Source organism: Grimontia indica (assembly GCF_000333895.2).
In the GTDB taxonomy this organism is placed as follows: domain Bacteria; phylum Pseudomonadota; class Gammaproteobacteria; order Enterobacterales; family Vibrionaceae; genus Enterovibrio; species Enterovibrio indicus.
This window is the reverse complement of record NZ_ANFM02000016.1, coordinates 178,095-198,569: the sequence shown is the minus strand read 5'-3', so window position 1 is coordinate 198,569 and position 20,475 is coordinate 178,095. Positions and strand designations below refer to the sequence as shown.

The window sequence follows — 20,475 nt, the reverse complement described above, 5'->3', positions numbered from 1 at the left end:
GATGATGGGCAAAGCCAAGTACAAAATCAGCAACTGGAAACAATACTACAAGGCATAGATTAGCAGCGGCTTGATAACCTTTTAGGTTGATGAGGCTGCTATCCAGAATTGGCACTACAAAAAACACCATGTCAAACGAGGCGGAGGCTTTACGTTTGCCGATGCTGCCATTGAAACGGCCCTCATGATTAAAGGCATTTTCAAGCTCCCTCTACGCGCTCTTCAAGGCTTTCTCGACTCGATATTTGTCCTGATGGATGTGCCACTGAAATCGCCGTCTTACAACTGCATTCGCAAACGGGCAAAGACCGTTGAAGTTCAATATAGTCCACTCAGTCGTGGACCTGTGGCGCATGTCGTTATTGATGCTACAGGTTTAAAAGTATTCGGGGAGGGTGAATGGAAAATGCGCAAGCACGGTTAAGAAAAGCGACGAGTTTGGCAAAAGATACACCTGGCGATTGACGCAGGTACGCATGAGGTCATTTCTGTTGTCGTCAGCTGGGAATCAGTAGGCGACAAAGAAGCACTGCCGACATTACTCAACCCTTTGCGCCGGAAGATAGGGCAAGTCAGCGGCGGCGTTGCCTACGACACGAAATCCTGTCCTCAGGTGCTGAGGAGGAAAGCGTTCAAGCCCACAATCCCTCCGCGGAGCAACGCTGGGCTATGGGAAGATGGACATCCTCGCAACGATGCGGTTCATGCATTGAAAGCGGGAGCACTGAGTCAATGGAAACGTGAAAACGACTGTCATCAACGCTCATTATCAGAAACGGCCATGTATCGATACAAGCAGTTGCTCAGCCCAAAACTGGCGCTACGCGATTACAATGCACAAGTCGGCGAAGCGTTGGCAAACGTCAAAGCGATGAACAAAGTCATAAGACTAGGTATGCCTAAGAGTTACCGAGTTGAGTGACCGATATAGCTCTAAGTAGATCAGTACGTTAAGTGACTGATGTGATCAACAAGACCCTTAATTTCACTCACCTAACCACATACCTTTAAATCCAAAAAAGTCACAAAAAACAGGGTTCATGCTATTTTAATACTAAAAGCTAGCACTTTAACCATTCTTACTTTTTTGAACTATAAAGATCACACTCAGAGTTAATATTTCACACCATAAAAATAACCATACTGCCCATGATAACTGACCTCATAAGATAACTTCACGCTAGATAAATAGACTCACTATTTATACCAGTTAATGTCATAAGATAATCCTATACCAGATATAACAAATACTTAATAAACAAACATGGGTAAAGTTAAATTATCTAATCTTAGGGATAATTACATTAGTGGCACCTTATTAAAAAGATACTAATGAATTTGTATTTTAATTAAAAGTACTACTTTTGGATGAGAGGGCATTTCGGCATAGTTTTTCTTTATAGTGAGGAAATTTCTGTTCACTACACTAGAAAACCAATGAATAGGTTAGCTTTGAAATATAACGCCATATCCAGTTCGTATACAAAACCATACTTTCAATGACAATTCGCGGAGTAGGCTTGAAAATAAAAAGCCAAAAAGGGAGATAAGAATTAGAACGCCAAACATTCATTATCAAATATTAGTGTACCTATATATTTTTAATCTTTTTAAACCTGTAGATTGTAAATGGAGCGAACAAACAATGTACTCACCATCTTTTAAAGGACTTAAATCAGGAAAGATTTTCGCAGGAGCTTTACTCGCCTGCTTTTCAACTCTCTCCTACTCGGGCAGCCATAGTATCACTTGGGACAACGTGGGTGATCCACTTTGGAATCAAAGTGTACATGCACTTGGTTTAGGTCACCTCTTTCCTCGAGAAGGTGGCTGGGCAGCCTCTGATATTTCGTCAAGATCCGACAAAAGTGCCTCGCTTAGTCAACGTGTTTCAACTCAAGACGGCACTTGGCTTAAAGGTAAGCGTCACCGCGCCTTTGATCTTTATCTAGAAAGCGATATTACCCCCACCGACTCCGACGCAAAGGGTGATTTGATACAAGCGCTTATGGGTAATGAAAATACTGACGGTAAAAATTATTGTAAAGCATTTCTTGACCTTCCAGGCGGTCTAGATGGAGTGTGGAATGGCGGTTGGGCAGGACATTCGGCCGGCGTTTCTCTTGGTGGAGGTACGAATCCGTCAACGTCGCTTAGCGTATTCGTGGCTACAGAATGTGATTCTGTGCACAATGGCTATGGGTTCAACGTTGCTGTAGGTGCCTCTCTATCAAATCCCTTCTTGGACACAATTGAATTGATGCAATTTCCAAGTCCCATCAAGTTCACTTTTAATACTGGCGTAGGCGCTAATATAAAAGCCTCAATGGGAGGTGGTTATACTGGTTGGTTTAACTCCGTTCCTCACCCTATTTATATCAACAACAGATGGCGGAGTCCAGAATATGTATACAACGCTGTCTCCTTAAATGGATGGCAAAATTTTACGGTTAATGTAGGGGTTGGTATCGGACTGACACTTAACTTAACGGGGACATTAAATACTGTTTCAGCATCGAAACCATTACGGATTGAAGGTGGTCTAACCAGAGATAATAATCCTAATAACTGGAAGTTTTATGTTCATACCAAAGGGAAATCATCAGCTACAGCAAAAGGTGGTAACTGGGCGGGTTCAGTCAAGCTGGGTGTACCACCTTGGACTATCACACTTTGGAGGGGGACTATAGCTAGTTGGAGTGGTTATAAACTTTGGGAAAGAGTTTGGTTAGATGAATTCGTCAAAGGAAAAATTGTTATAGATCCAAATAACCCACGCAACTCACGATTGGCCAGTGTTCGAAAAATGTAATATGAGGCTAAGCCTTGATATACGATTTACAAGGTGCCGTTAATTCGGCACCTTTCTAGAGGTATGAGCATGAAAATAAAAGCCATTCTCCCAGTTATCGTTCTATTCCTTATCGCCGTAAGCTTTACGTATTTAAGTCTGGAAGGCGAACAAAACCAGGAACCAATAGAAATATCTGAAACTTCAGACGTTAAAATGAATGATAGCTTTGTTTCGTCATCTAATGAAAAGCCGACGAGTACGCAGCAGCCTGAACTTCATAACAAAAATTCACCTCCAAAGTTTGTTGGATATATCGTTAATTTGAAAAATACAGCAAAGTTTGATTTTGGTAAGGAAAGTGACTCACCACCTACTGAGGCAAAACTCTCTTTTGAGGTTATTTTCGAAAACCAAGACATTGGAAAGCGCAAAAGACGGGGGATATTAAGGAACTTTATGGTATCCACTCCCGACAAGGGAACTTTACCGACTGACGAAAATGAAATAGGTTTCCTTTACGCATACAAAGCACCACAACTTTACACACAAATAGATATGCTTGGACTTTCAAGCGAACATCCCTTAGGTTCTGCGGCATTTTATGTATCAAACCTCTCTTATAGTTCAAACGATGAGCCAGTAACCATCAAAGAGGCATCACGTTCAGCTGTTTATCAATATCAACTTGATCGCGATTCTAACAGAGTCACCCGACGGCTATTAGATATCCTATACACCAATCAGTTCGAGTTAGGTTCGATAGTAGACGACATCAAAGACTCATGGTCAGGTCAAATAGGTGACGATGGCTTTCTAACAGAAGCTAACGTGAATTTGTCCATGCAAGGGGACATTTCTCTGGACCTGTCACATAACTCATCTTCTGTCGCGGAAAACAATAAAATAAAGATTGGCATGACCATCGTAGGCAGCTACCAAAGATTCGACCCTGGACATGTCGAATTTAAAAATGAGCTGTTTGCATTTAATGCTAACGCACGATTCAATTCAGATTTAGAATCCTATGCTGCCAAAGACGATATTTCTAATGATGAGCAGTACTACGAGGCGCTCAATGTGTTATCAGACTCACTTTCCTATACAGAGTCTGTCCGTGTAGGGCAGTATCTTCTTAACTTCAAAACATTGTCAGAAATAAAATCAATGTTAAGTGATGAAGCACTTTCTCCATTGGAGCGACAAGCCATATTAATGGCAATACAAGATGCTAACCAACCCGAGTCCGAGCAATACCTTGGGAATATCATCAACGATTCAGATGTTCCATACAGATATAGAGCTGCAGGTATGGTTAACCTAGCACACCTCGAGGGAGCGACAGATATCGCGATGGAAGCATTCAAAGAAGTTATCAAACGGAATGATTCTCCGATGCTTAGCGAGACTGCTATGTTCAACATTGGCAATCTCGCAAATAAGCAAACGGCTTTGCGTCAAAGTGGTATTGATATGGTTTCGGCGGTATTACAAAGCAATGCCTCGTCGAATAGAGAGCGGCTCATAGCACTCAAATCCGCCGCCAATATTGATGATGATGTATTCACCCCCACATTCATAAAGTCGATGGATTCAGATCATCCTTTTGAGCGCAATGCGGCCGTAGAGGGTGCGCTGTATCGTCCTGATGGAAGAGCTGATGCTGTTGAGCATCTTCTGAACGAGGAAAAAACTGTCGTTCTGACAACAGCCTCTCGTTTTTTCAGCACACATGAAATGACGTTTATTGAGCAAGGCCAGTTTTACAACCGTCTGGTCAAAGAAGAATCGGACAATAAGCAGTCAGCATTGGCGACTATTCTGCTTGCAAATGAAAAGCAAAGGCCTCAAATGATATCAAAATTAGAGGAGCTTGCTCAAAATACAAATAAACCAGGTCTTACCAAAATTTTAGACACCTACCAGCAGCAAACTTTAAGAGAATCAACGTCTCCTAATGTTGGAGGATAAACAAGCTTCACAACATAGTCTGAAAAACACATAAACTCAGTGATCCCCCAATCAATCAAAAGTGATAAATTTCATCACCTAAAGAGGATTGGGGGATATTCTAAAAGCCGTTCGTATTTCTCCTCACCGATAAAATGCCTATTTTCTCACTCACACAAGAAATACTACGCCACTGACTTACCAATACTGCCTCGCTCAACGCCAGCATTACGTTAGCATCTAATACGTTAAAGCTGTATTGATGGAGAGCGCAATGACAACATCAAAAGGAAAACCCCTAGCAGTGATCGCCGGTTACGGCGAGGGGCTGGGTGAGGCGATTAAAAACACTTTCGAAAGCGATGGTTTCCAAGTAGTCACCATCAGCCGTTCAAATGGGATGATCATTGCAGACACAACAGATGCAAATGAAATCAGCCGTGCATTTGCACAGATTGATGCACTCTATGGCACCCCAGAAGTCGTGATTTGCAATACTGCCATGCTGACTATCGAGCGCTTCTTCTCAACGACAGCGACGCGCTTTGAGGAAACTTGGCGAGCGTCAGTAATGAGTGTTTTCAACATCGCCCAGGCTGTCATTCCAATGATGATTAAACAAGGTGGTGGCACACTACTGGTCACGGGTGCAACAGCAGGTATCCGCGGAAGTAAAAACTTCAGCGCATTTTCATCTGCAAAATTCGCACTGCGCGGACTTACTCAATCTCTGGCCAGAGAATTCCAACCACAATGCATCCATGTTTCCCATGTTGTCGTTGATGGTATTTTGTGGTCTCCCAAAAGTCGTGAGCGTTTCCCTGCCCTTCGACGCGAGACCGCTATCCAGCCGGCTGATGCGGCGAGTGTTTATCTTAGCCTGACCAAGCAGTCTGCCAGTGCCTGGACGCAGGAAATAGATATTAGACCCTACAGCGAAGTGTTTTGATCAGGGAGGTAGACGATGAACAGGCACCCTCAAACCGTGATAGTAGGCGGTGGTTTAAGCGGGCTGTATGCAGCCTATTTGCTCGAACAGCAACATCAGGATTACCTACTATTGGAAGCACGCGAGCGCTTTGGTGGGCGTATCGTTTCTGCATCACCAGGCTCACAGGCAGCCACAGTCGATCTGGGTCCCTCCTGGTTCTGGCCGAACATAAACCCGCGAATTTCTGGATTAGCCGAAGCGCTCAACATTCCCAGCTATAAGCAACATGGTGACGGGCACTATCTTGTCGAAAAAGCCCGCGGTGCGCCACCACAGGCGATCAATGTCGGCTATGACATTATGCCTGACACCTATCGCCTTGAAGGCGGAATGCAAGCAATGGTCGAAGGCTTACTGGAAAAGCTTCCAGCGGAAAAACGGATTGCAAGCAGCAAGCTGACAGAAGTTTCACTGAACAATGGCACTTACACCCTGAGCTATGAGAGGTCGGGTGAGACCAGAACGCTGCAAACACAAAACATTATTTTTGCGATGCCACTGAGATTGATTGCACGCACAGTGAGTTTTAATCCGTCATTGAGCCCTGCTCTGATGAATACTTTTGACGGCACAGAAACCTGGATGGCAGCGCATGCTAAAGCCGTATTTATCTATGACAAACCTTTCTGGCGCGACAATGGGTTTTCGGGTTCAGCTTCAAGCAATGTAGGGCCTTTAGTAGAAATCCATGATGCTTCGCCGGAGTTAAATGGTCAGCCCGTATATGGCGCAATCATGGGCTTTATGGGCATTAACGCCGCAGCGCGGAAAACCGCAGGCGATGAGACATTGAAAAAACTCATTCAACAGCAACTTGTCAGGTTGTTTGGGCCAGATGCGGCAAACCCGATTTCAATTCAGTATGTGGATTGGTTTCAGGAAAAGTACACGGCCACGAACGATGACATGGCTGTGATGCATGGTTTGTATGGCTTTACCCAACAAGATGAGAATCACCCAAACATTTTCTTTGCTGGAACCGAAGCCTCCCGCGCTTATGGCGGGTATCTGGAAGGCGCTTTAGACTCTGCCAACAAGGCAGTTGAAGCACTAATGACAAAATCCCTTCAGTTTTCCTGAAGGGATTCGGTTAGATTCCGCTACTAAATATACCGATAGGGTCGCAACCATAACGGTTGCTTCCTTTGGTGCCACGTAACAAGGTAAACACCAGAAACACCAAAGGACCCACAACAGGCACGACAACAACCAACCACCACCAACCTGACTTGTTGATGTCGTGAAGGCGTCTAACCGTCACAGTAATCAAGGGGATCAGGGTAATAGCAAACCAAAGTGGTGCAGCGTAAAAGTCCGTTAGCTGGAACGCATGCACCCCAACCTCAGCAACATCAATCCCGACGCAGAGAGCCAACACTATATTTTGAATGAGGAAGAATCCCCAAAACTCTCGTCGTCTAGCCCTGCCTGAAAACTTCGCGTAATTCCAAAACGCGGCAAACAGCCATTTCATTCGAGTATATCCTTACTTCTCTTAGGCTTATTCGAATTTTTGTTGTACAGCCATGACTATACCCAAACAACCTGAAACTCAGAGATACCGAGGCCAACTACAGGTAGCTTGGGTATTGCTTTTTAAACGCGGGTTTAAACTACCAAAAGCTTTTCCTTTGTAGGTGAACTCACTACACAGAAATGTTGTTCCACACTTTATTTACGTAGTGATTGTCATTTTTGAGGCGTATTTCTCAGCCATAAAAAGTCACAAACTTTAATGAAACTCTTCAAACTCAACCTTCAGAGAGCCTCAGTTCGTCATTACTCAATGCCTCCAAAAAACCGCAACCCTCGCAACTTTCAATGCTTTGAATCCTGAAATCGCGCCTTTTCAATATATCCAGTTGAATCAGAATGAACTCAAATGTATATTGCGAACGATTTTGATAACCATTTTCATTTATGAAAAGGAGCAATAAATGAAAACCTTATTCCAGGCTGCATTGCTTTCTCTTGTGACCACCTCAGCAATGGCTACAGAATCGGTTGTTATTGAACACCGTATGGGAAAAACTGAAATTCAAGGCGTACCAGAGCGCGTAGTTGTCATTGGTCTGGGATCGCTAGATGCAATCAATGCACTGGGTATTGACCCTGTTGCGGTATCCAAAACCCTTCCACAGGTTCCTGCTTACCTAGAAAAATACAAAGACGACAAGTATGCCAACGTGGGTAGCCTGTTTGAGCCAAACTTCGAGGAAATCTACAACCAGAACCCAGACATCATCATTGTCGGCCCACGCAGTTCACCAAGCTTCGACGAGCTATCAAAAATTGCGCCCACCGTTGTATTTGCCGCAGACAGTTCAAAAGGTTATTGGAACGCGACTCAAGAGCAATGGCGCAACTTGGGTAAAGTGTTTGGCAAAGAAGAGCTGGTTGAAGAAAAAATCGCAGCCATGGATAAAGAGTTCAAAGCCATTAACAGTTACAACCAGACAAATGGTGTCGATGCCCTCACCATCATGAGTGCTGGTGGCAAGCTCTCTTCGTTCGGTGCTGATTCTCGCTTTTCTGCTATCTACACAGATTTTGGTTTTAACGAGTCTGTAAAAGGCATCAAAGCGTCAAACCACGGCGATATGATCTCGTTTGAATTTATTCGCGAGTCTGACCCTAAAACCCTTCTGGTCATTGACCGTGACACTCTGATCAATCCTGCTGAAAGCGAAACCCGCGAGCAGTTTGATAACGACCTGATCAAAGCGACACAGGCATACCAGAACAACAAGATGACCTATCTCGACTTGAATGCTTGGTACCTGTCTATGTCAGGCATCACTGCGACCGAGCAAATGATTTCTGACATCAAAAACAGCGTTGATCTATAAGCGACAGCCCTAGGGTCTGTTGACCCTAAGAAACTGAGGTATACCTTGTTAAAGCTATTGTTTCTTCTGGGCTTGCTGAGTCTGGCATCCCTATTTGTCGGTGTCAGCGAGTTGTCTCCTGCCCTTTTGTTGGCAGGAGATAGCCAAGCGCTCGAACTTCTCTTCACCAGCCGCCTTCCCCGTTTGCTGTCCATCGTGCTCGCCGGTGCAGGCTTGAGCATTGCAGGTCTGGTGATGCAGCAAATCAGCCAAAACCGGTTTGCTGCGCCTTCCACTACAGGCACCATTGAATGTGCCATGCTCGGCTATATGCTTAGCCTTGTGTTTTTCGGCAATGGTAATCAACTCTGGCTGATTTTTTCCGTTTCCATTTTTGGCACCTTGTTGTTTGTTACCCTTATCCAACGCATCCAATTCCGTAACGCTGTATTTGTACCGCTAATTGGTATTATCTACGGCAGTATCATCAGCTCATGCGCCACGTTCCTCGCCTACAAGTATGATGCCCTGCAAATGCTAAGCAGTTGGACAGTCGCCAACTTTGCCAGCATTTTGAAAGGTGATTATGAGCTTCTCTATATCGCCCTGCCGATTGCAGCCTTCACTTATGCCTACGCCGCCCGGATTTCCGCTGTCGGCATGGGACGTGATTTTGCGGTTGGTCTTGGCCTGAGTTACCGACAGGTGTTAGTGATTGGCGTGATGCTGGTCTCCATTCTTTCGGCGAGTGTCGTGATGATTGTGGGCGCCCTACCCTTTATAGGTTTGCTTGTGCCTAACCTTGTCAGCATTTTCTATGGCGACAACCTTCGCAAGAACATTTCCCGCGTGGCGATTGTCGGCGCGCTTCTAGTACTTGCCTGCGACATTGTCAGCCGCTTAATCATCTTCCCGTACGAAATTCCGGTTTCTATGCTGGTGAGTATTTTGGGTGGATTGGCCTTTATCTATCTCATTACCAAAGGGCCAAAAAATGTCTGATACCAAGAAAATGTGGGCAATGGCTATTACGGCCCTTGTCTTTGCCGCTCTGTTTATCTGCATTGGACTCACGGCCACGAACTATGGGTATTTCCTGTCTCGTCGTGTCCCGAAAGTGCTCGCAATGGTGCTGGCAGGTATCGCGGTTGCTCAGTCGTCGTTGGTATTCCAAACCATCACCCACAACCGCATTCTCACACCAAGCATTATGGGGTTTGATTCCCTGTATGTGCTGACACAGACACTGCTGGTTGCTGTGTTTGGTGGCTTCAGCTTTTTCCTGATCAACACCTACATTAACTTCGCGATTGCTGTGTCCGTGATGGTGGGGTTCTCGTTGCTGTTGTTTGGCTTCTACTTTGGCAAGGAAGGCCGCAACCTGATTGTGTTGCTCTTGATTGGCCTGATCCTCGGGCAGGTATTTTCAAGCAGCGCCTCGTTTTTCACCATGCTGATGGACCCGAACGAGTTTCTGGTGGTGCAAAGCAAGATGTTTGCGAGCTTTAACAACATCAAGATTGAGCTGGTGTATTTGTGCCTGCCACTCTTGCTGGCCGCCAGCTTCCTGCTCTACCGCATGCACCGGACATTAGATGTGTTTTGGCTGGATAAGGACAACGCCATCAGTCTGGGTGTTGATGTGCAGAAAACCACACGTAAAGCGCTCATTCTCTCCGCCATCCTCATCGCCATGTCGACCGCATTGATTGGCCCTGTCATGTTCTTTGGCCTTTTGGTCACGAACCTGACCCGAGAACTGTTCCGCTCCTATGAGCACCGCGTTTTACTGGTGGGCTGTTCATTGATGTCCATTTGCACCTTGTTGGTCGGCCAATGGGTGGTAGAAAACCTGTTTAAGTTTGATACCACGCTAAGTGTTGTCGTGAATTTCGCCGGAGGACTCTACTTCCTCTGGATGCTGCTGAAGAACCGAGTTGTTTAACATGATCACCTTAAAAAACCTGACCAAAGCTTTTGGTAAACAACGCGTCGTAGATGAAGCCTGCGGCGAATTCGAGAAGGGTAAAGTGACCGCCATCATAGGTCCAAATGGCGCGGGAAAAAGTACCCTGCTTTCTATGGCAAGCCGCCTCGTTACTCCCGATGGTGGTCATGTAGTGATAGATGGCAAAGCCATCGCCGAATGGGATACCGGTGAGCTGGCAAAACGTCTTGCCGTGCTTCGTCAGGCGAATTCAATCACCATGCGCTTTACCGTGCGCGAGCTAGTCTCGTTCGGGCGCTTTCCTTACTCAAAGGGAAACCTGACCACCGAAGACAATAAAGTCATCGATAAAGCCATTGATTATCTGGATTTGAAGTCTTTGGAAAACCGTTATCTCGATGAGCTAAGTGGAGGTCAACGGCAGCTGGCGTTTATTGCCATGGTGATCGCGCAGGACACAGACTATGTGTTCCTTGATGAGCCTTTGAATAACCTTGATATCCGCCATTCATTGAGCATCATGCGAACCATTCAACGTTTGGCGCACGAAATGGGGAAGGCCGTGGTTATCGTCATCCACGATATCAACTTCGCTGCCTGTTATGCTGACCACATTATCGCGATGAAGCAAGGCAAAATCGCCACCAATGCTGTGGTTGATGAAGTGATTCAAGAAGCGGTTTTGGAAAACATCTACGACACGCCATTTACCATCGTTGAGGCAAATGGCAAGCGAATGTGTTTGTATTACTAGGGTCGAGCAACCTTAGAGTAGATATAAAAAGAAACCCGCTATCAGGCGGGTTTCTTTTTCATTTATCGATTTTACGCGAACTGCTTTCTACGCAGCTCTCGCGAAAGACCCATGTAAAGACTCACACACATCACCAGCAGGAATACCGCAAATGGCAGACCTGTAGAGATAGTTGCCGCCTGAAGTGCACCCAAGCCGCCGCCCATCAGAAGAGCAATTGCCGCCAGACCTTCGATGGTACACCAGAAGATACGCTGCGAAACCGGCGCATCAATCTTGCCACCCGCTGTAATCGTATCGATAACCAGTGAACCGGAATCTGACGAAGTCACGAAGAAGATGATGGTCAGCACCATGCCGAAGAAGCTGATCACTGCAGTGAACGGTAAAGCTTCAAACATCTTGTAGATAGAAAGCTCAGGCTGCCAGTTACCATTGGTAATCAGGTTAACCACACCCATGTAACCGCCATCCATTTGGTCCAGCGCGGTTGTACCAAAAGTGGTCATCCAGACAATACATACGATAGTTGGCGCAATCAGCACAGCCAAAATGAACTCACGAACGGTACGGCCGCGTGATACACGCGCGATGAACATACCAACGAATGGTGACCAGGATACCCACCACGCCCAGTAGAAAGTCGTCCAACCGTGGTAGAAGCCAGAATCTTCACGGCCCACCCAGTTAGACAACGCAGGCAACCAGCTGAGGTAATCAACCGTGTTGCTGACAATGCCCGAGAAGATAAGTGCCGTTGGACCCACCACCATCACGAATACCATCAGCATGGCTGCCATCACCATATTGATTTCACTTAAGCGCTTCACGCCGCCATCCATACCACGATATACCGATACGAGAGCAGCAATGGTGATGGCCAGAATCAGGATGGACTTGGTTTCAATGCCTGAATCGATACCGAACAGGTAGTTAAGGCCTGCAGCAATCTGGTTTGCGCCGATACCGAGGGACGTTGCCAAACCGAACAAGGTCGCCAATACCGCCATGATATCGATGATGTGTCCCCACAGACCCCAAACACGATCGCCAAGCAGCGGATAAAACGCTGAACGCAACGTTAGCGGGAGATCTTTGTTGTAGTGGAAGAATGCCAGTGCCAGACCGACAACGGCGTAGATTGCCCACGCATGGAAACCCCAGTGGAATATCGCAGCCGCAGTACCAATGCTTCGTGCGTCATCAGAACCCGCTTCTAACCCCAAAGGAGGTGTTAGAGTGTGGTTCATTGGCTCTAGCACACCGTAGAACATCAGGCCGATGCCTACGCCAGCCGAGAAGAGCATTGCGAACCATGCTGGGTACGAGTAATCCGGCGTTGCTTCTTCGCCACCCAATCGAATTTTTCCGACAGGTAGGATTGCCAGCACTAAACAGAAGATGAGAAAAAGGTTGGCTGAAATCACGAAGAACCAGTCGAAGGATTGGGTAATGGCGGGGCGAAGCCAACCGAAGAAGTCGGCTGCCTGGTCGCGGAATATCAGCACACCCAGCACAAATACCACCACCATGATAGCGGAGATAGGGAAGACGGGGTTATGGAAATCTAACCCCAGGAAGTTCACGTTGTCCTGACCTACCTGATAGTCCGTGTTGTATAGGTCGTCATCATTTTTGTTTACTGTTGTCGTAGGCTCTGTCATAGCATTACCTTTTGAAACGCCCTGCTTCATCTATGAAGGAGAACGGATAGAGAAAATTGCCATCTGGACATAAGACCAGAGGGCCTGAGGACAAGGTGTGTTGCTACTAGGTCGGTGTATGCTCACCGATCCAACAAATGCAGAACTAACACCCCTGTTAAGATGGGCTTAATTGAACAGGGAGAGAGTTAAAGCTCTCCAAAAACATTTTTTGGCGCGTGACCTTATTTATTCGACCTGCAAAAATGACTAATCGAACATTGGGGCAAAAGCGTAACATGGCCAGTTCCAAGACAAGCCACTCAATATAGAGAAAGAAAGCAAAAGCCGCCGTAATCTTCTTAGCTATATCGAGAAAAAAGGTCTCATCTTTAGCTATCTGGTAGCTTAAAAAATGAAGGGCTCGTCTTTGTTATCTCTGTCACTTTGCATCGCGAGACAAAGGTGCTGAGCAAATCCTGATAACGCTGCAGGATTGGCGGAGCACCTTCCAACGCCATACTAAGCTGGCCAGATTTCGCCAAAGACAAATCCCCACTAACAGGCGCATCCACCAAAACCAAATCCGGTGGGGCTTTTTCCCGAAGGGCGTCCCAACGGACATTCTGAAAAGGACTCAATTCAAACCAGATATCCAACCCTTCAGCATTGTGGAGAATGCCGTTCTCTCCTAACGCTTCGGCCATCACATCTTCCGGCCCCGGCAACAGGCTGAACAAAATCGTACATCGCTCAGCAATAGAAGCGGTGTTGACCCCTTCTCTCGCACCCGAGGCTTTGAGCCTTGCCATTGCTTCCCGCTGAGTCGCATCAAACACATACAAGCGACAGCCGTGGGTTTGACACCAAGTCAAAATACGCTGAGCAACGGGCTCTCCCAATTTGCCCAACCCGATAAAGCCAATATCCATGAATGGCACCTTCATATCGGTGATTGTGGTTTATTAGCAGAAACCAGATTACCTAGGGTGATTTGCGGTATCGCGTACGTCGATTGAGCTGTTTGCGACATTGCAGAAAATGAAAAGATTGGGGAGAGAGAAACGTAGAAAACAAAAGCGCCTGCAGGATGCAGGCGCTTTGTCTATGAACAATCAATCGATTAACCGCTTAACGTACCGGTATTGGTTGTGTCAGTGCGTTCGCCCGACTTAGGGTCTGGACCAAAACGGTTGCTGCCTTTGGTGCCATCGAAGGCATTCAGCACCAGCAATGCAATCACACCAAACGGCAAGATACCAATCAATGCCCACCAGCCCACACGATCCGTGTCATGCAGACGACGCACTGTAACCGCCAATGTCGGAATAAATACCGCAATCGCATACACGGTTCCCGCCGTGCCAATACCGATATCAGGGTTAAATGTGCCCAATGCCTGATCCACAAATGCAAGAGCAAAAGTGAACAGCATGTTGAACGCCAAAAACATCCAATATTCTTTGCGGCGCGCGCGGCCTTTGAAGTTCGCGTATTGTTTCAACACGCCGATATACCAATTCATGGTTCTCTCCGAGTAACAAGCCAGCGGAAATAACTACCCTCTGGCAAAAAGATCAGCGCTTATTTTAACAAAATATCCAACCCATTGAACAATCTGACACAGTGAGTAAAGGCACATTGCTGACGCTGAGTTGTTGCATGTTGGTTAACAAGCTGACTAACTGAATGACTCAGAGGGATTTTGAGCACATACACATGGCAAGTAACCAACAAAGCTCACCGCTGGCCTGGCTGCCTATTCTGCTCGCCGTTATCGCGACGATAAGTTGGGCTGGTAACATTACGCTGGCAAAGCTGGTCAACGAATCCATTCCGCCAATTGGTCTCGCCTTCTGGCGCTGGACGGTTGCCTCGCTGGTTCTGGCTCCTTTTGTGTTGCGCCCAATGCGTGAACAATGGCCATTGTTCAAAGCCAATGCATCCTTGATGGTGCTTTTGGCGCTCTTCGGTGTCGCGGGTTATAACACACTGGTATACATTGCATTGGAAAACACCCTATCCACCAACGTGGTGATCCTGCAATCTTCCTCACCATTGTGGATTCTCTTGGTGCAGTTTCTGCTCTTTCGCCAACTCACGACCATAAAGCAGACTTTCGCTATTTCCGTGTCCGCCATTGGCGTGCTGCTCATTATCACCAAAGGTCAACTGGTGACTGATTTCTCTATCGGCAACAGTGAGCTTATCGCCCTGTTCGCAATTCTGGTTTGGGCGACCTATTCCGTACTGGTGCAAAAACTCCCTGAATCACTCAAGGGCTTACCTATGCTGGGTTACACCGTCTTTCTCGGCAACATGATGCTACTGCCGTTTTATCTTGGCGAATCGCTGTTGTTCGAACCCATGCCAATGACTAAGGAAAGTTTGGCTATCTCTCTCTACACCGGTATTTTCGCATCCGGTATCGCCTTTTTTTGTTGGAATGCAGCAGTACAGAGAATGGGAGCAGCAACCACTGGGCAATTCATGCATTTGATTCCGGTATTTGGGCTGATTTTTTCGATGCTATTTCTTGGTGAAAGGTTGGAGAGTTATCACTGGCTGGGAATAGGTTTTATCGTGACGGGTATCGTCGTTGCAAATCTCTCAGTCAACCGCAATCTAGTAGACACAAAAAAAGCGCCCTAGCAAAGGGCGTATCATTTATATGGATAGAAAAACTGAGAGTAAAAATTTACATGCTCTCAAACAACAATGCCGAGATGGGTTAGTAGTGGAGTCTCGGCATCGCAAAGAGAAACAAAGCAGAAGAATCTTGAATAAAGAGCTTGCGCCTTTTTGAAAACAAGGAAGTTTCCAAAAAAGTGGCGACAAGGATAAAGAACAAACTGAACCTTAAATAGAGGATATTTTAGGGATAGCTTGTTCGGAAAGTTCGAACAATAGGGATGTTATGAAACTGCAGTACCTGAAAGGACTCACGATATTCGCAACAGTGGCAGACCAAGGTAGCTTCTCTGCTGCTGCAAAACACCTAGGTGTTAACCGCTCCGCTGTCAGTGAGCAAATACTAAAGCTGGAAACTTCTTTGGGTGTCCGCCTCATTCAAAGAACAACACGACAGTTGTCCCTGACGGTAGATGGGCATGCGCTATATCCGTCCGCAAAAGCCATCGCACAAGGATTGACAGAAGCTGAATCAAGTCTCAATCACAACAAACCGGAAGGAACCATAAGGATCACAGCACCCCATGACTTTGCTACAACCTGGCTTCTTCCAAAGATTTATATTTTCAAAAAGCTACACCCTCAAATACAGCTAGACTACATTCTCTCTTTCGACAAAATTGATATCGTCAAAGAAGGGATCGATCTGGCACTTCGCGTGTCCCACATTGAAGAAGAAGGCTACATAGCCAGGCCCTTGTTTCCGGATAAGATTGGCCTGTACTGTTCACCAGCACTCATCAACGAAATGGGTCAAACACCAACCATTGATAATATTTCTTCTTTTCCTTGGATACTTTATGGTGCTTTGGCACCCAATAATGTCATTCCTCTTTCCAATGGTTCTTGTAATATCTCGCTGCAACCTGAAATTTTTGACAAAACCAACTCACCGACTCTTATGAGGGAGATCATTCTTGATGGCAAGGCCGTCGGGTTTCAGCGAGAAAGGGCAATGGTCGAAAAAGTAAAAACAGGAGAAGTAGTTCATATTTTGCCTGAATGGTACGAGCGGGACATTTGCTGTCACCTGCTTTATCCATCCAGAAAGAATCTGTCTCTGAGAACGCGGCTTTTTATTGAGTATCTCTTGGAGTATGCAGAGTAACAGCGTTTCGCTATAGTATCGGGCTCTCTGCCAGTAAGTAATATATGTATGTTGTTTATTTCTCATAACGTTTCTATCCCTGACGACGAGATTGATATTTCGTATATCCGCGCGCAAGGCGCTGGTGGACAGAACGTCAACAAAGTCTCCTCTGCTGTGCATCTTCGCTTTGATGTGCAGGCATCGTCGCTGCCAGATTTTTACAAAGAACGTTTGCTGGCACTGAAAGACAGCCGCCTGACCAAAGACGGTGTCATCGTGCTCAAAGCTCAGCAGTTCAGAACACAAGAGAAGAATCGTGAAGATGCACTGCAGCGTCTTCAGGAACTGATCAAAAGTGTCGCTATTGTGCAAAAAGCGCGCCGAGCTACCAAGCCGACCAAGTCTTCGCAAAGAAAGCGCGTGGATAGTAAAACCCAACGCGGTAAGACCAAATCACTTCGCGGCAAAGTGCAGTTCTGATCCTCCCGGCTTCTCCTAACTCATTGGCCTAATGTCACATTACTCGGTCCATTCCTGACGCTGAGCTTGTTTGCAGTGACGTCTTGTTGTGCAATCAAAGCACAACAAAAAAGGAGGACCACAAAGTGGCCAACGTAGACTTAAAGGAATACCCGCTCTCACAAACACAAGCCATCGTCTGGAACGACATGGACGCCCTGCAACACATCAACAACACCGTATATTTCCGCTACTTTGAGGATGTTCGCGTCGTCATGCTTGAAGAGCTCAAAGTGTTCGACTTCGTCAAAAGCCACAACATTGGCCCTGTCGTCGCTTCAACACGGTGCGATTACCGCGCGCCACTGGTTTACCCAGACACTATCACCACGGTTTCCTGGGTAGAGAACATTCAGGAAAAGCGCTACACCATGAAATATGAGATCCACAGCCATAGCCAACAACGCTGTGTCGCAGAAGGAGAAGCGCTCATCGTGTATTGCGATTTCAATACGGGGAAAAGCTGCCCTATTCCCGCTGAAACGCTGGAAGGACTTCAAGCTTATGTGGGTGGTCAATGACCGCAAACTCCCTCACGCTTTCCGCACTGCGCTCTGGCTTTGAAAGCCGGAGCGTATCTCCGCTGGATATCTCTCTCTCACATGGCCAACATCTGTTGATACACGGCCCTTCAGGCTGTGGCAAAAGCAGCCTGCTCAAAGTGATTTGTGGATTGTTGCCTGCTTCAGAAGGAAGTATTCAATGGGACTCAAAGAGCGTTACTCTGGAATCACTGTCCTGGTGGCGCGCGCAGGTTAATTACCTGCCACAGGATCCGGTCATGGGTGGTGACACTATCGAAGCGGTGTTGATGCTGCCTTGGTCAATGCAGGCGACCACACTGAGCAAGCCAGATCCCGCTAAATGCCAAGAAGTGTTGAGATCGCTCTCGCTCCAACATGCACTCAGTGCCGGGATTTCCTCACTCTCAGGTGGCGAAAAACAGCGCCTTGCCATCGCTCGCGCACTTCTATTAGAACGCCCAATCTGGCTAATGGATGAACCCACGTCAGCGCTAGATGGCAATAGCCGCGATATCGTGATGTCACTATTGAAGGCTAAAGACATTGTTGCAGTCTCGGTCTCCCACGACCCAGTTTGGATTGCAGCAGCAGATGTCGAATTTGATATGGGAGTCGCATCATGAATGGCGCGCTCGACATCAGCGCTTGGGCGCTGGCTGGCCTTTACTGTGTTTTTCTGATCCCACTACTGCTTTTTCAACGCTGGCGATTAGGGCTCAGCAAAAGCCTGATCACTTCTGTGGTAAGGATGACCTTGCAGCTCGCGCTGGTTGGCCTTTATCTTCAAACCCTGTTTAACTTTGCCAGCTTCTGGCTTAACACGGCTTGGCTTCTGGTGATGATACTGGTGGCAAGCTGGACTATCTGCAAACAATCCGACACACCATGGCGCAAAATGTTGCCCGCCGTGCTGAGCGGGCAATTGGTTTCCCTTGGCGTTGTGCTGCCACTGTTGATGCTCGGGGTGATTCAAACTTCTCCGTGGTGGCAGGCACAGTACCTAATCCCTGTGGCGGGGATGTTGCTCGGCAATATGCTGTCTGCCAATGTATTGGCGATTGAGCGTTTGCATTCCAGCATGAAACAGCGCCACGCGGAATATCAGTTTTATGTTGCCCTTGGCGCGAAAGAGCCGGGTAAGCCATTTCTGAAAGAAGCGTTTTCTGCCGCCCTGAGACCGCCATTGGCTGCCATGAGCACTTTAGGTATTGTCAGCCTACCCGGAATGATGACAGGGCAAATTCTGGGTGGTACAGAGCCTTTGCTGGCGGTGAAATATCAACTGGTGATTATGGTGGCCATTTTCATCACAGTCACTCTGTCAGTCGCCACCACGCTCAAACTGAGTAGTCTGCGACTCACTGATAGCTATGGAAGACTAAACCAATAGCCACATCGCAGAAAGCCAGAAAGCAAAAAGCCCGACCAAATGGTCGGGCTTTCGTTATTCAGTAAGCCGTCGATTATGACACTGACAGTACCAAGCCTGGCAGCACAACAAACACTGCGGTCAGGTAGGCCACTACAGCCAGTTTGGTTTTCGCCGCGTAGTCGGCCAGTAGTTCTGCTGCTTTCAGCGGCAGTTCACGCAGGAACGGAATACCGAAGATAACCAGAATACCCAGCACGTTGAATGACAGGTGAACAAGTGCAATCTGCAGAGCGAATACTGCGTTGCCACCCGTTACCGCGGTTGCTGCCAGCAGTGCAGTAATACAAGTACCAATGTTCGCACCCAAGGTGAATGGATAAACCTGACGCACGCTCAGTACGTTAGTACCCACCAGTGGAACCACAAGGCTTGTCGTTGTTGAAGAAGACTGAACCAGAATGGTCACCAGCGTACCCGACGCGATGCTGTGAATTGGACCACGGCCGATTGCGCCGTTCAGTACTTCACGCGCTTTACCTACCATCAGTTTCTTCATCAGTTTGCCCATCACAGTGATAGAAACAACCACCAGAAGAATACCGAACAGAACCAGCGCTACACCGCCAAACGAACCAGGGAAGATTTCGAAGACTGACTTAGCACCACTCACAACCGGCTTAGTCAAAGGCTTGATGAAGTTCAGGCCTTTCAGGCTGAGGTTGTCAGCTTGCATCAGTGGGGATACCAGCCAAGCGGAGATTTTCGCCAGGAAGCCAGTCATCATTTCCAGAGGAAGGAAAATCGCTACCGCAAACAGGTTGAAGAAGTCGTGTACGGTTGCGCAAGCAAATGCGCGACGGAATTCATCTTTGCAGCGTGCGTGACCCAAACTCACCAAGGTGTTCGTAACCGTGGTACCGATGTTTGCGCCCATCACCATTGGGATTGCCATTGCAACTGGCAGACCACCAGCAACAAGACCAACGATAATCGCGGTGACTGTACTTGAAGATTGAATGAGAGCGGTACCGACGATACCAATCATCAAACCTGCAACAGGGTTAGAGGCAAACTCGAAAAGCTCTTTTGCCTGCTCACCTACAGCCCATTTGAAGCCACTGCCGATCATAGATACGGAAACCAGCAGAAGATACAACATACCAATGAGTGTTGCCCATTGCATTGCACGTTTTGGATTCGCGGACTGAGGTCCTTGTAGCGCATCAGACTGGATGCTCATAACTCACTTCCTGATAGTAATGATTTCAGTTCGAAGTGGATGCTATGAATTAAATATTACAGAAATATGAATCCAAGATTGCGACGGCACTTTTTTTACTCTTTTTGCGTTCAAAATATGACCAAACAGAAATT

The 20,475-nt window shown here is 46.9% G+C and carries 19 protein-coding genes and 1 pseudogene; 15 read left to right on the top strand and 5 right to left on the bottom strand.

The annotated features are described in order from the left end of the window. Positions 1-58 precede the first annotated feature (58 nt). From D515_RS25270 to D515_RS10570, 5 genes and pseudogenes are all read left to right on the top strand, one after another. A pseudogene (locus D515_RS25270) lies at positions 59-922 on the top strand (IS5 family transposase). Positions 923-1,645: 723 nt separating this feature from the next. Then, positions 1,646-2,812, top strand: a complete 1,167-nt coding sequence (locus D515_RS10585) for a hypothetical protein (RefSeq protein ID WP_002538346.1) — start codon at positions 1,646-1,648, stop codon at positions 2,810-2,812. 69 nt (positions 2,813-2,881) lie between these two features. Next, positions 2,882-4,762: a hypothetical protein gene (locus D515_RS10580; protein WP_002538345.1), complete on the top strand. Its 1,881-nt coding sequence runs from the start codon at positions 2,882-2,884 to the stop codon at positions 4,760-4,762. A gap of 253 nt (positions 4,763-5,015) precedes the next feature. Beyond that, on the top strand, positions 5,016-5,690 hold the full coding sequence (locus D515_RS10575; RefSeq protein WP_002538344.1) for an SDR family NAD(P)-dependent oxidoreductase: 675 nt from the start codon (positions 5,016-5,018) through the stop codon (positions 5,688-5,690). Positions 5,691-5,705: 15 nt separating this feature from the next. Beyond that, the gene (locus D515_RS10570; protein ID WP_002538343.1) at positions 5,706-6,812 is read left to right on the top strand and encodes a flavin monoamine oxidase family protein; all 1,107 of its coding nucleotides are present in this window, start codon (positions 5,706-5,708) and stop codon (positions 6,810-6,812) included. Positions 6,813-6,822: 10 nt separating this feature from the next. Here D515_RS10570 and D515_RS10565 read toward each other — a convergent pair whose 3' ends face one another. Further along, the gene (locus tag D515_RS10565) at positions 6,823-7,206 is read right to left on the bottom strand and encodes a DUF805 domain-containing protein (RefSeq protein ID WP_002538342.1); all 384 of its coding nucleotides are present in this window, start codon (positions 7,204-7,206) and stop codon (positions 6,823-6,825) included. Positions 7,207-7,669: 463 nt separating this feature from the next. Between D515_RS10565 and D515_RS10560 the strand changes: the two genes are divergently transcribed. From D515_RS10560 to vctC, 4 genes are read left to right on the top strand one after another with little or no spacing between them, the layout of a single operon-like run. Next, positions 7,670-8,581 (top strand): siderophore ABC transporter substrate-binding protein, encoded by a 912-nt coding sequence (locus D515_RS10560; RefSeq protein ID WP_002538341.1) that lies wholly within the window; start codon positions 7,670-7,672, stop codon positions 8,579-8,581. Positions 8,582-8,626: 45 nt separating this feature from the next. Continuing rightward, complete coding sequence (locus D515_RS10555) at positions 8,627-9,562, top strand: ABC transporter permease (RefSeq protein WP_002538339.1); 936 nt, start codon at positions 8,627-8,629, stop codon at positions 9,560-9,562. Beyond that, positions 9,555-10,505, top strand: a complete 951-nt coding sequence (locus D515_RS10550) for an iron chelate uptake ABC transporter family permease subunit (protein ID WP_002538337.1) — start codon at positions 9,555-9,557, stop codon at positions 10,503-10,505. The genes D515_RS10555 and D515_RS10550 overlap by 8 nt, the downstream gene beginning before the upstream one ends. Position 10,506: 1 nt before the next feature. Then, on the top strand, positions 10,507-11,262 hold the full coding sequence (vctC, locus tag D515_RS10545; protein WP_002538335.1) for an iron chelate ABC transporter ATP-binding protein VctC: 756 nt from the start codon (positions 10,507-10,509) through the stop codon (positions 11,260-11,262). Positions 11,263-11,333: 71 nt separating this feature from the next. Here vctC and D515_RS10540 read toward each other — a convergent pair whose 3' ends face one another. From D515_RS10540 to D515_RS10530, 3 genes are all read right to left on the bottom strand, one after another. Continuing rightward, positions 11,334-12,926 (bottom strand): BCCT family transporter, encoded by a 1,593-nt coding sequence (locus tag D515_RS10540; RefSeq protein ID WP_002538334.1) that lies wholly within the window; start codon positions 12,924-12,926, stop codon positions 11,334-11,336. Between the two features lie 371 nt (positions 12,927-13,297). Further along, a complete protein-coding gene (locus tag D515_RS10535) occupies positions 13,298-13,837 on the bottom strand; it encodes an NAD(P)-binding domain-containing protein (RefSeq protein ID WP_002538333.1) in 540 nt (179 codons plus the stop codon). A gap of 191 nt (positions 13,838-14,028) precedes the next feature. Beyond that, positions 14,029-14,430 (bottom strand): DUF805 domain-containing protein, encoded by a 402-nt coding sequence (locus tag D515_RS10530; RefSeq protein WP_002538331.1) that lies wholly within the window; start codon positions 14,428-14,430, stop codon positions 14,029-14,031. A gap of 194 nt (positions 14,431-14,624) precedes the next feature. Here D515_RS10530 and D515_RS10525 point away from each other — a divergent pair, with 194 nt between their 5' ends. The 6 genes from D515_RS10525 to D515_RS10500 all read left to right on the top strand — a co-directional run bounded on the left by D515_RS10525 (position 14,625) and on the right by D515_RS10500 (position 19,119). After that, positions 14,625-15,557, top strand: coding sequence for a DMT family transporter (locus D515_RS10525; protein ID WP_002538330.1), 933 nt, complete (start codon positions 14,625-14,627; stop codon positions 15,555-15,557). Positions 15,558-15,822: 265 nt separating this feature from the next. Next, positions 15,823-16,704, top strand: a complete 882-nt coding sequence (locus D515_RS10520; RefSeq protein WP_002538328.1) for a LysR family transcriptional regulator — start codon at positions 15,823-15,825, stop codon at positions 16,702-16,704. Between the two features lie 48 nt (positions 16,705-16,752). After that, the gene (gene arfB / locus D515_RS10515; protein WP_002538327.1) at positions 16,753-17,166 is read left to right on the top strand and encodes an alternative ribosome rescue aminoacyl-tRNA hydrolase ArfB; all 414 of its coding nucleotides are present in this window, start codon (positions 16,753-16,755) and stop codon (positions 17,164-17,166) included. 125 nt (positions 17,167-17,291) lie between these two features. Continuing rightward, complete coding sequence (locus D515_RS10510; protein WP_002538325.1) at positions 17,292-17,726, top strand: acyl-CoA thioesterase; 435 nt, start codon at positions 17,292-17,294, stop codon at positions 17,724-17,726. Continuing rightward, complete coding sequence (locus D515_RS10505) at positions 17,723-18,352, top strand: ABC transporter ATP-binding protein (RefSeq protein WP_002538324.1); 630 nt, start codon at positions 17,723-17,725, stop codon at positions 18,350-18,352. Before D515_RS10510 ends, D515_RS10505 begins: the two co-directional genes overlap by 4 nt. Beyond that, a complete protein-coding gene (locus D515_RS10500; protein ID WP_002538323.1) occupies positions 18,349-19,119 on the top strand; it encodes an ABC transporter permease in 771 nt (256 codons plus the stop codon). Before D515_RS10505 ends, D515_RS10500 begins: the two co-directional genes overlap by 4 nt. 73 nt (positions 19,120-19,192) lie before the next feature. Here D515_RS10500 and D515_RS10495 read toward each other — a convergent pair whose 3' ends face one another. Continuing rightward, the gene (locus D515_RS10495; protein ID WP_002538322.1) at positions 19,193-20,341 is read right to left on the bottom strand and encodes a Na/Pi symporter; all 1,149 of its coding nucleotides are present in this window, start codon (positions 20,339-20,341) and stop codon (positions 19,193-19,195) included. Positions 20,342-20,475: the final 134 nt, after the last annotated feature.